Annotated in this window: 9 protein-coding genes; 7 read left to right on the forward strand and 2 right to left on the reverse strand. The window is 53.9% G+C overall.

Annotation, left to right across the window (positions count from 1 at the left end; translation table 11 throughout):
* The 3 genes from Q0294_RS15250 to Q0294_RS15260 form a co-directional block, all read left to right on the forward strand.
* On the forward strand, window positions 1-3,856 hold a 3,856-nt coding region (locus tag Q0294_RS15250; RefSeq protein WP_299467156.1), incomplete at its 5' end, for a hydantoinase B/oxoprolinase family protein.
* 202 nt (window positions 3,857-4,058) lie between these two features.
* On the forward strand, window positions 4,059-4,595 hold the full coding sequence (locus Q0294_RS15255; protein ID WP_299467158.1) for a peptidylprolyl isomerase: 537 nt from the start codon (window positions 4,059-4,061) through the stop codon (window positions 4,593-4,595).
* 5 nt (window positions 4,596-4,600) lie between these two features.
* Entirely contained in the window at window positions 4,601-5,398 is a 798-nt protein-coding gene (locus Q0294_RS15260; protein WP_299467160.1) for a putative hydro-lyase, read from the forward strand.
* Between the two features lie 69 nt (window positions 5,399-5,467).
* Here the strand turns inward: Q0294_RS15260 and Q0294_RS15265 are convergent, their stop codons facing one another.
* On the reverse strand, window positions 5,468-5,755 hold the full coding sequence (locus Q0294_RS15265; RefSeq protein WP_299467162.1) for a hypothetical protein: 288 nt from the start codon (window positions 5,753-5,755) through the stop codon (window positions 5,468-5,470).
* A gap of 345 nt (window positions 5,756-6,100) precedes the next feature.
* Between Q0294_RS15265 and Q0294_RS15270 the strand changes: the two genes are divergently transcribed.
* The 4 genes from Q0294_RS15270 (at window position 6,101) to Q0294_RS15285 (ending at window position 9,943) form a co-directional block, all read left to right on the forward strand.
* On the forward strand, window positions 6,101-7,021 hold the full coding sequence (locus tag Q0294_RS15270; protein WP_299467164.1) for a dihydrodipicolinate synthase family protein: 921 nt from the start codon (window positions 6,101-6,103) through the stop codon (window positions 7,019-7,021).
* Between the two features lie 62 nt (window positions 7,022-7,083).
* A complete protein-coding gene (gene mch / locus Q0294_RS15275) occupies window positions 7,084-8,034 on the forward strand; it encodes a methenyltetrahydromethanopterin cyclohydrolase (protein ID WP_299467166.1) in 951 nt (316 codons plus the stop codon).
* Window positions 8,035-8,069: 35 nt separating this feature from the next.
* A complete protein-coding gene (locus tag Q0294_RS15280; protein WP_299467168.1) occupies window positions 8,070-8,987 on the forward strand; it encodes a RimK family alpha-L-glutamate ligase in 918 nt (305 codons plus the stop codon).
* Window positions 8,988-9,022: 35 nt separating this feature from the next.
* Entirely contained in the window at window positions 9,023-9,943 is a 921-nt protein-coding gene (locus tag Q0294_RS15285; protein WP_299467170.1) for an inositol monophosphatase family protein, read from the forward strand.
* Here Q0294_RS15285 and Q0294_RS15290 read toward each other — a convergent pair.
* Window positions 9,934-10,689 carry a class I SAM-dependent methyltransferase gene (locus Q0294_RS15290; RefSeq protein WP_299467172.1) on the reverse strand — a complete coding sequence of 252 codons (756 nt, stop codon included), beginning with the start codon at window positions 10,687-10,689 and terminating at the stop codon, window positions 9,934-9,936. The genes Q0294_RS15285 and Q0294_RS15290 overlap by 10 nt on opposite strands.
* Window positions 10,690-10,972: the final 283 nt, after the last annotated feature.

A 10,972-nucleotide genomic window follows, 5' to 3' on the forward strand; every position in this document is an offset into this window, starting at 1 on the left:
CGAAATATTTGATGAAATGAATGGTTTAAAAGCAGAAAAGAGCGGCAAAAATTGGGAATTCTGGATCGATGTGGGCGGGACGTTTACGGACTGTATCGCGCGATCGCCGGAAAATGAGTTCATTCCCTTTAAGACTCTTAGTTCGGGTTTTACCAAAGGGCGGATTCAACAAATCTGCGATCCCACTACGATTGTGGACCCTTCCCGCTGCGGCGACCCGGCAGAGTTCTGGCAAGAGTATCAAATCGAATTTCTGAATGAAGAGGGACAATCCATTCATTCGGCACAAGTGACCACCTTTGACACAACCACCGGCACGTTGACTTTCACAGCCCCCCTGCCCGCGACGGTCAAAGAGTCGACCGGTTATGAACTCTCGTCGGGAGAAGAAGCCCCCGTGCTGGCGATTCGCTGGATCCTCGGCCTGAAAAAGTCAGATACGATTTCCGATGTCAGCGTCAAACTGGGCACCACCCGAGGCACCAATGCCCTGCTCACCCGCAACGGCGCCCGCACCGCCTTCATCACCACGCAAGGTTTCGCCGACGTCCTCTTGATCGGTAATCAGGACCGACCCCGCCTGTTCGATCTGGTCATTCAGAAACCGGAACCTTTATTCGAAACCGCCTTGGAAATTGACGAACGCATCACTGCGGAAGGCACGGTACTCCGCGCACCTGATCCCGAGACCATTCGTCAGCAACTGAAGGAACTCAAAGCAACGGGCGTGAAATCGCTGGCGATCTGTCTGCTGCATTCTTTTGCGAACCCCGACCATGAAGAACTGGTCGCCGGACTTGCGGAAGAGGCCGGTTTTGCAGAGATCAGCGTTTCGAGCCGCCTCTCGCCGTTGATTAAAATCGTCTCCCGCGGCGATACGACCGTCATGGACGCTTACCTGAATCCGATCCTCAAAGATTACATCAGAAAACTTCGGACACCCCTCAAAAACTGCAGCCTGAAACTGATGACATCCGCCGGCGGTCTGGTCGATGCCGCCAATTTTGTGGGAAAAGACAGCATCCTGTCCGGTCCTGCGGGTGGGGTGATTGGCTATTCCCGCGTGGCAGAAGTCGCCGGTTTTCCGAAATCGATCGGCTTTGACATGGGGGGAACCAGCACCGATGTCTCGCGTTTTGACGGCGTTTACGAGCGGGAATTTGAAACGCGTAAAGCGGGCGTGCGAATCGTCGCACCGATGCTGAGCATTGAAACCGTTGCGGCGGGGGGCGGAAGTATCTGCGGCTTTGACGGCGTCAAGCTGCACGTCGGCCCTGCCAGCGCAGGCGCGAATCCCGGACCGGCCTGTTATGGACGGGGGGGCCCGCTCACCGTCACCGATTTGAATCTCTATCTCGGTAAAATTATCCCCGGCCGCTTTCCGTTCGCATTGGACCGAGCCGCCGTCGAGTCGCGACTGACGCAGCTCTGCGAGGAAATTGCCGCGTCACCGATGGGAAAAACTTATACGCCGCTCGAACTGGCGGAAGGTTTTCTGCAAATCGCCAACGCCAACATGGTCCGCGCGATTCGCAATATCTCCGTCGCCCGCGGTTATGATCCAGCCGATTATGTGCTGGTCAGTTTCGGCGGCGCCGGTTCCCAACATGCGTGCGCGATCGCCCGCGCCCTGGGCATTCGCGAAGTTCTGATTCACCCGTATTCGGGAATCTTAAGTGCGTTCGGCATAGGACAGGCCGATGTGCGGCGGTTCGGCCAGCAGTCGGTCCTCAAACCCTGGTCCGATGAATTGAAACAGGAACTGCAAATCCGGTTTGAGCAACTCGATCAAACTGTTCGGGAAGAAGTCCACGCCGAAGGAATCCCGCCAGAACGGATAGATGCAGCACAGCATTCACTCGAAATGCGTTATCTGGGCACCGACGCCACGATCCAGGTTCTCTGCCGGCCAGGTCAGAATGAATTGACGTTCTTCGAACAGGAACACCAGAGGCTGTATGGCTACACCCACAAGGCACGGGCCGTGGAAGTCACCGCGCTGCGGACGGAAATTGTGGGACGAATGGAAGAACCGAACCTGCCTGCGTCGGAACTGATTTCGCGGGTTCCTGTGCCCCTGGAAACAACGCAAACGTATTTTCAGGGAAACGCGCAGCAGTCCGCTGTCTACCTGCGTGATGAATTACGCCCTGGTGACCGGATCTTCGGCCCTGCGATCATCTGCGAGGCGATTTCCACCGTCATCATCGATTCCGGCTTCGATGCCGAAATCTTATCACGGGGCGAAACGCTGATTCGTGAAACAGCCAGGAACACAGGCACGCAGCACGGCATCAGCACCGAAGCTGACCCTGTCATGCTGGAAATCTTTAATAATCTGTTCGCCTCCATCGCCGAGCAGATGGGAATCACGCTGCAGAAAACTTCGATCTCGACCAACGTGAAAGAACGGCTCGATTTCAGTTGCGCCGTCTTTTCCGCAAATGGCGATCTGGTCGTTAACGCCCCGCACATTCCCGTGCATCTGGGAGCCATGAGCGAAACGGTCAAACGCATCATCGCCGATAACCCGGAACTGGCACCCGGAGATGTGTTTGTGACCAACGATCCTTATCGGGGCGGTTCGCATCTTCCCGATGTGACGGTCATCACTCCCGTGCATCACCCGGAAACAAAGGAGCTGCTGTTCTTCACCGCCAGTCGCGCCCATCACGCGGAAATTGGTGGTATTGTGCCTGGCAGTATGCCGCCGTTCTCGAAAACACTGGCCGACGAAGGGGCGTTGATTCGAAATTTCAAGCTGGTCGACCGGGGCGAATCGCGGGAAGCAGAACTGCGTGCGTTACTGCTTTCAGGCGAACACCCGTCCCGCGCGGTCGTTGATAATCTGGCCGATGTCGCTGCTCAAGTCGCCGCCAATAATTGTGGCGTGATGCTGCTGAATGATCTGGTGCGCCGCTATTCGCTGCCGGTTGTCCAGGCCTATATGATTCATATTCAGCAGGCCGCAACGCAGAAGATGCAGCTGGCGCTCGACCAGATTAAGGACGGCGTTTATGCATTTACCGATCATCTGGATAACGGCGCGCCCCTGGTGGTAAAAATCACGATCAGGGGCACGTCCGCCATCGTCGACTTCACCGGAACCGGTCCTGTGCTGGAAACCAACCTGAATGCCAACCGCGCGATTGTAAACGCCGCCGTGCTGTATGTCTTTCGCTGCCTGATCCAGGAAGACATCCCGCTCAACAGCGGCGTGTTGGCGCCCATTGAAATTGTTCTGCCAGAGTGTTTTCTGAATCCCCCCGAACGGGAAACTCCTGCGGACTGTGCGGCGATGGTCGGCGGCAATGTGGAAACCTCGCAGCGGATTGTCGATACATTACTCGGTGCGTTGAACAAAGCGGCCGCCAGTCAGGGCACGATGAATAATCTGACGTTCGGCGATGAGAGCTTCGGCTATTACGAAACAATCTGTGGCGGCAGCGGCGCGACGACGGACCACGGCGGCACCGATGCCGTCCACACCCACATGACCAACACCCGGCTCACCGATGCGGAAATCATTGAACGTCGTTATCCGGTGCGCCTGCATGAATTTTCGATTCGCCACGGGTCGGGAGGCGCAGGACGACATCAGGGCGGCGAAGGAATTATCCGCCGGATTGAATTCCTGAAACCCTTGAAAATTTCACTGATTTCCGAACGACGCGGTGCGTATCCCCCCTTCGGCCTCGAAGGAGGTTCACCCGGACAAATTGGAGAAAACCTGCTGAAAAAGGCAAATCAGACCGCTGAAGAATCGCTGGGCGGCAAATTTTCCCTGTCTGTCGAAGCCGGCGATCTCCTGACCATCAAAACCCCCGGCGGAGGCGGATTCGGAACGCCGGAATAAAAGAGCCTTACTCTACTATTTGTTCACCGTTTCAGATCCACACTCTCTGATCTTTGCAGCAGGAATTACCCGTTTCGCAACATTTATTGGGGAAATCTGCTTTGTGATTTTCGTGGCGAGGCGGTAAGGTGAGACATACCGTTTTTGATTGCAAAATCAGATCGCTGACCGTTTATTATTGATTCAAAGAAGGAAAAGTACCGTGTCCGAGAACCGTCGTGCAGAAGTTGATGCCGCCTTGGCCGATGTTGATTTCGACAAATTCAAATATCAGGTTGTTTTCGAAACCACCAAAGGTACCATCAAGATGAACCTGTATCCGGATGTCGCACCGGGACACTGCCGCAACATTATCGGCCTGACCAAAATCGGCTTTTATGATGGGATTATCTTCCATCGTGTGATTCCCGATTTCGTAGTTCAGGTCGGATGCCCGAAGGGAACCGGCACCGGCGGACCGGGCTACACGATTGATGCCGAATTCAACAAGCTGCCTCATGAAACCGGCGTGTTGTCGATGGCCCGCACGAATGATCCCAATTCGGCAGGCTCACAATTCTTTATCTGCCTGGGACGCGTGCCTCACCTGGATAACTCGTACACGGTTTTCGGCAAAACCAGTGATGCAGAAAGCGAAGCCGTCGTATTGGAAATCGGCGATGTCGAAACCAATCACGGCGATCGACCCCTCGAAGATGTGAAAATCATCTCATCTGAGGTCATCGTTACTGAGAAGTAATCGCTATGAACGTAGATCGGTCTTCACTGCAGACAGGTGCACAAGTTCGACAGGCGTGTCGTGCAGGAAAATTCACCGGGCAAACGTCGGGACTGGCTCCCGGCTTTGCCCAGGCAAATCTTGTGATCCTTCGCGAACAGGACGCCTTCCAGTTTCTGCGGTTCTGTCAGAAAAACCCCAAACCCTGTCCGCTGCTGGAAGTGACGGAAGCCGGCGACCCAGGTCTCCGCAAGCTGGCGGAAAGTGCAGATTTGCGGACCGATCTCCCCCGCTATCGTGTCTGGAAACAGGGGGAATTGATTGAGGAACCGACCGAAATCAGCCATCTCTGGCAGGACGATCTGGTTTCTTTTTTGATTGGTTGTTCGTTTACGTTTGAGTCGGCTTTAATCGATTCGGGACTCTCAGTCAGACACATTGATCTTGGCGTGAACGTACCCATGTATCGCACGACGATTCCCTGTGAACCGGCGGGAATATTTTCCGGTCCGCTGGTCGTTTCGATGCGTCCCTTCAAGCCAGCCGACGCGATTCGCGCGGTTCAGATCACCGGTCGTTTCCCCGCCGTGCATGGCGCTCCCATCCATCTCGGATTCCCCGAGCAACTGGGGATTACGAATCTCGCACAGCCCGATTTTGGTGACGCGGTTCCGGTCGAGCCGGGAGAACTCCCCGTCTTCTGGGCCTGCGGCGTCACTCCGCAGGCCGTCCTGATGCAGGCGAAGCTGGAATTTGCCATCACTCACAGCCCGGGCTGCATGTTCGTTTCTGATTTGAAAGACGAAGCATTGGCGATTTCGTAATTCAAACCGAACAATGGCAGATTAACTTCTGAACGAGTCAGTGATTCTGGCACCTTGATGCAGGGTATTTCAGGAATGCGATTCGATCTCGGATGATTCCGTGCTGGCCAGATCGGTCTCGGGTAGATGAATCGAGCGGATGCGGTAGTTTTCCCACATCAGTGAAAAAGCGAAACAGGGCTCGCGATCGAGACTGTATGCGACCGGCTGGCTTTCCCAGAAGCTCATCAGATTGCCTCGCGGGGGGTTCGTATAGAGACGGCATTTACAATCGGGACAAACCATTCCGAACGGCGTGGCCTGATCCTCAACGCGTTGGTGTGTCAGACAAATTGTTGTTGTTTGTTCGTTTCTCATGTCTGTCAATTATATCCGGCTGGTGAGACCCTCCTCCAGTTTTTTTTCTAAATCACCTTGCGGAATTCTCTGAAAACGGAATTCTGTCCCTCCCGCTTAAGAAGCTTTCGCAGGTTTCGAATCCCGATCATCCCCTACATCCCGTAAAATCCCTCCAAATCTCACGATTTGATTAGAGTTAGCATCTCTGTCCGGCAAGCCTGCCCGATTCCTGTAGTCAAGACCTCGGAATCATCGCATCCTGGAAACCAGTTTGGTATAAAACAATGGCTGACTTGAAGTTGCTCCATCGCTTGAAGGGAGACAGCTTTCCCATTTTTGAACACAAACTCTGGTAGCGGATAAATGACAATCGACCTTTCTACACAATTAAAAGGTGTTCTCCCTCCGGTGATCACTCCTCTGACGCCCGAACGCAGACTGGATCCTGCCTCGGCGGAATCCGTTTACCGCTTCATGCTGAAACAGGGCGTGCATGGGATCTTTTTATTCGGAACATCGGGTGAAGGACCGTTGCTGTGTGACGCTGACCGACATCAGGCGACAGAAATTGCGGTCGATATTATTGATGGTCGCGTACCGCTCCTTGTCGGTGTGATCGCGCCGGGAACCGAACAGATTATCGAACAGGCCAAAGTCGCCAAGGCCCAGGGCGCAGACGCGATCGTGGTTTGTCCCCCTTTTTATTATCCGGCGGGCCAGCAGGACATGCTGGTTCATTATCGCACGATACGTGAAACCGTTGATATTCCGATTTTTGCCTACGATATTCCCGTGATGACCAAAGTCAAAATTGAGATGGAGACTCTCATGACGTTGGGAAAAGAAGGCACCATCATCGGCGTCAAAGACTCCAGCGGCGATGCAGTCAGCTTTCATCGGCTGGTTGCCAATAAACCCAAAGGTATGAAACTGTTTACCGGAGCCGAAATGCTGGTGCATGCGGTCGTGCTGGCCGGCGCTGATGGAACAGTTCCTGGACTGGCGAACGTCGCTCCGGAATTATTTGTACAACTTTATGAAGCAGCAGCGGCAAACAACCATCAGGAAGCGGTTCGATTTCAGGAAGCCATCGTTCGCCTGTTTGAAGTTTTTGTCTGCCCCGATGGCACGATAAAAGTGGGCTACGTGATCGGCGCGATGAAAACCGCCCTGCGCCTGCGCGGGGTCATTGAACACGACACGCTGTTTCACCCGTTCCCGGCCTGCACCCCCGAACTGATTGCTCGAACCAAAGGAATTATGGAAGAAGTGGGTTGCCTGTAATGTCGCACGCATATGCGTCCCTTAATTTTACTACTTGAACTGCGGAATTGAACCAAACGATTATGAGCGGAGTTTTAAACAATCGAGCGTGCCAACTGACAGAGCGTCTGCTGGAAAAAGCCGGCGAACTGAAAGTCATTCCGCATGCGTTGGAGAACGGCGCGATCGTTGTTGACTGCGGAGTGGAAACACCCGCCGGCATTCAGGCCGGTTTAATGCTGGCCCGGATCTGCATGTCGGATCTGGGTGATGTTCAACTCGTTCCGGGAGAGCTGGAAGGGCAGCCTCTGCCTTACCTGCAGGTCCAGACCGATCACGCTGTCGAGGCCTGTCTGCTCAGTCAGTATGCGGGCTGGAAAATCGACGTCGATGATTTTTTCGCAATGGGTTCCGGACCGATGCGGGCAGCCGCTGAAAAAGAAGAATTGTATCAGATTCTGGCCTTTGGCGAGTTTCCCGAGAAAACCGTCGGCATTCTCGAAGCCAATTCACTGCCCGGCGTCAATGTAGTAAACATGATTTCCAAAGCAACGGGCGTCGAACCCAAAAACATCATTCTGCTCGTGGCACCCACGGCGAGCATGGCGGGCAATATTCAGGTCATCGCCCGCTCGGTAGAAACCGCCATGCATAAGCTGTTTGAATGCAATTTCGATGTGCACCGCATTCAGTCTGGTTATGGAACAGCGCCGCTGGCGCCTGTCGCCAGAGATCACCTGACCGGAATTGGCAGGACCAACGATTCCATTCTCTACGGAAGTTCGGTCACGCTGTGGGTCACGGGAGACGATGAATCGCTGCAGGAGATCGGCCCTTCGATTCCCTCCAGTTCGGCCGCCTGTTTCGGGAAACCGTTTCTCGAAGTCTTCGAAGAAGCGAATCACGATTTCTACGAAATTGATCCCAGTTTCTTCAGCCCGGCGGTCATTATTTTTCAAAATCTTGACACGGGAAATGTATTCCAGTTCGGTGAAAAAAATACCGGTCTGCTGAAAAACAGTTTTGGTTTCTGAATTCCCGCTTGCGTCTTTGTTCATGGAAATTTCTTGTGCGGATCGCCATTCTGGGACATCAGGGAAGCTGGTACTGCGAGCAATTGAGCCAGGCCGCCCGTGCACGCGAACACGAATCCGTCAAGCTGGAATTCCGCGACCTGACTTCGCTGCTGGCGGGTATCAGCGGCGAGCAGTTTTTCTGGCACGGCGAGGATCACAACCGGATTGAACTGAATCAATTTGACTGCCTGATCATTCGCACGATGCCCCCCGGCTCACTGGAGCAGGTGATTTTCCGGATGGATCTGCTGGGACAGCTGGAACGATCGGGAGTGATTGTTTTCAATTCTGCCCGCTCGATCGAGTGCGCGGTCGACAAATATCTGACCACATCCCGGCTGGCAGCCGCAGGATTACCGGTACCCGCGACTGCGGTGTGTGAATCGTCTGAAGCAGCGCTGCAGCACTTCGCGCAGTTGGGAGGCGACGTCGTCGTCAAACCGTTGTTCGGTTCTGAAGGCCGGGGCATTTTTCGCATCAGTGATCCCGATCTGGCCTATCGTTCCTTTCGGACTCTGGAACGCACACAGGCGGTCATTTATCTTCAGAAATATATCCCGCATGCCGGCTATGATCTGCGGATTCTGATTCTGAACGGCAGCGTGATCGGAGCAATCCGCCGTCATGGCAATAATGATTTCCGCACTAATATTTCGCGTCAGGGGCGTGCAGAACTTTATCACCCTACCGACCGGGAAGTGGAACTGGCGCTACGCGCCGCAGAGCTGACGCATGCCGAATTTGCCGGCGTGGATCTGCTCTCTCCGTCTGAAGCGCCAGACGAATGTTACGTGCTCGAAGTCAATGCGGTCCCGGGCTGGCGCGGCTTTCAATCTGCGACAAACGTGGATGTCGCCTCGCTGGTGATTGAATATCTGGAGCAGAAACGAAACAATGCAGGTTCATCATAACAATCACGATTCAGTATTCGGAAAAGATCGACGACATGGAACGAAACGCACTGTTAGCCGCATTACAAACGCATCTGCCTGAAGTCCTCCGCTGGTCGGGAGCAATCGCCAAACGCCTGAGAAATTTTAATATCGCCGTCGAAAACAAATCGTCGGGCAGCGCCTTGACCGACGCGTTAACGTTGGCCGACTTAACGCTGCAGGAATTAATCGTCGCGGCTCTCCGCGATCGCGATCCGATCTTCCTGAAATGTCGTATCGAAGCCGAAGAGAAAACGGGCGATCTCAACCGCTTTGCAGCGGAGTCTCCCTACGTGCTGTCGATTGATCCGATTGACGGTACAAAACAGTATCGCGACAAAACGGCCAACGGTTATTGCGTGATGATTCATCTGCGCGACAGTGAAACCGTGCTTTATTCCCTGGTGTATATTCCGGAAACCGGCGATCAGGGAACCTGGGTGGAAGCCGTTCATCAACGCGTGGTCTGCGGTCCCGATGATCTGAGCCGCCCCGCCCGTGAGGTACTGGATGCAATGCCCGCCATTGATCCCAAAACACGCCCCGATTCCCCGCGCATCTATCTGATCGGGTTCCAGGACAAAGACACTGCCAACGCCCGGCTCGTCACTGCAGCCGGCCTTGAAGGAGTGCCGCCGGAAGAAATGCCGGGCAGTATTTACGACCTGCTCGCGACCGGCGCATTTGGCGGTTCACTGATCCATACTCCCAACGTGTATGATTTCCCCGTTTCGCTACACATCGCCCGGATTCTCGGCGGGGATGCGGTCTGGGTGCAGAATGGCGAACCGGTGAATTTTCATGAACACTGGCTGGACGAGCGGGCCGATATGCTGCGTCTGCCGGGCATCACGGCCTGCAGCGCCAATCCGCAAACATTGAAAATTCTCTGCGAACTGGCGAAAGACTGGAGCCCGATCCGTTATCAGGATTGAGTCGAGACGGGTTCCACAGGCTTGGTGGCTTCCACGATGATTCCGCCCAGCTTCAAGAACTGATGGATTGGCGTAAACCAGTGCTGCTCTTTCCAGGGCAATCCCGATTCTTCAAACGCCTGCTGCAGCTCAACCCGGTTATAGGTTCTGCATTTCCAGGTGCGGCTGTTGAGCATTCCGGAGAATTTGTCTTCCGTCGCCAGCAGGAACAGACTGCCTCCCGGCTGCAGAACGCGATGAATCTCGGTTAATCCATGTTTCGGATCTGCCACATACTCCAATACCCAGCCACAAGTCACGCAATCAAACGATTCATCCAGGAACGGCAGCTTCGTCAGATCGGCGGAAAGATAATTGGGCCGCTCGCTGTCCATCCGGTTTCTGGCACGCTTTAACATCTGATGCGACAGATCGCAGGCAACCAGACGGGCTTCAGGATGCGTCTCGCGTAACAGGTGCCCGAGTATCTGCCCTGCCCCCGAACCGATATCCAGAATGCTGCGAAACTCAGACACATCAAACCGACGGGTCTTGAGGATACGACCTACCAGCGGATCGTGCAGCGATAATTTACTTGCCAGATAAAGCACGGCACCGGCAGGACCATCGTACAGCTTGCGCGTTGTAGATTGAATCTGCCCCTGATCGGTTTGATTTCCGCCACGAAATTCAATCAGTGACCGCAGCGACTGTTTAATCCGTAAACGTTTCTGGTTGTTTTTTTGGGGAGAGCTTAATGGAGCCATAGTTCGCTATACTTGTGAAACCTGGAGAAATATTCTGCTGAAGAAAATGAACGCCGAATTCAATTCGGTGTTATCTTAACGGTCGTTCGGGGAGAAATCGTTTCGATTTCCCCATTTCTTAAGAATCACCAAAGAACACGCTTTTTATAAACATGATAAAACTCCTAATCATAATAACTTATGATTACAGAATATTCCAGCAGCTTGATCAATCCAATTTACCCGGTTATGATCCCTGATATCGAGACACATTCAAATCAGTATTAATTAAGCAGTTACACAT

The organism is uncultured Gimesia sp. (assembly GCF_937919775.1).
Taxonomy (GTDB): Bacteria; Planctomycetota; Planctomycetia; order Planctomycetales; family Planctomycetaceae; genus Gimesia.

What these genes read in the sequence shown, in the direction of transcription:
- Q0294_RS15260 (WP_299467160.1), top strand. Translation starts at nt 4,601, where the DNA reads ATGAACGTAGATCGGTCTTCACTGCAGACAGGTGCACAAGTTCGACAG.
- Q0294_RS15270 (WP_299467164.1), top strand. Translation starts at nt 6,101, where the DNA reads ATGACAATCGACCTTTCTACACAATTAAAAGGTGTTCTCCCTCCGGTG.
- Q0294_RS15285 (WP_299467170.1), top strand. Translation starts at nt 9,023, where the DNA reads ATGGAACGAAACGCACTGTTAGCCGCATTACAAACGCATCTGCCTGAA.
- Q0294_RS15265 (WP_299467162.1), bottom strand. Translation starts at nt 5,755, where the DNA reads ATGAGAAACGAACAAACAACAACAATTTGTCTGACACACCAACGCGTT.
- Q0294_RS15290 (WP_299467172.1), bottom strand. Translation starts at nt 10,689, where the DNA reads ATGGCTCCATTAAGCTCTCCCCAAAAAAACAACCAGAAACGTTTACGG.
- mch (WP_299467166.1), top strand. Translation starts at nt 7,084, where the DNA reads ATGAGCGGAGTTTTAAACAATCGAGCGTGCCAACTGACAGAGCGTCTG.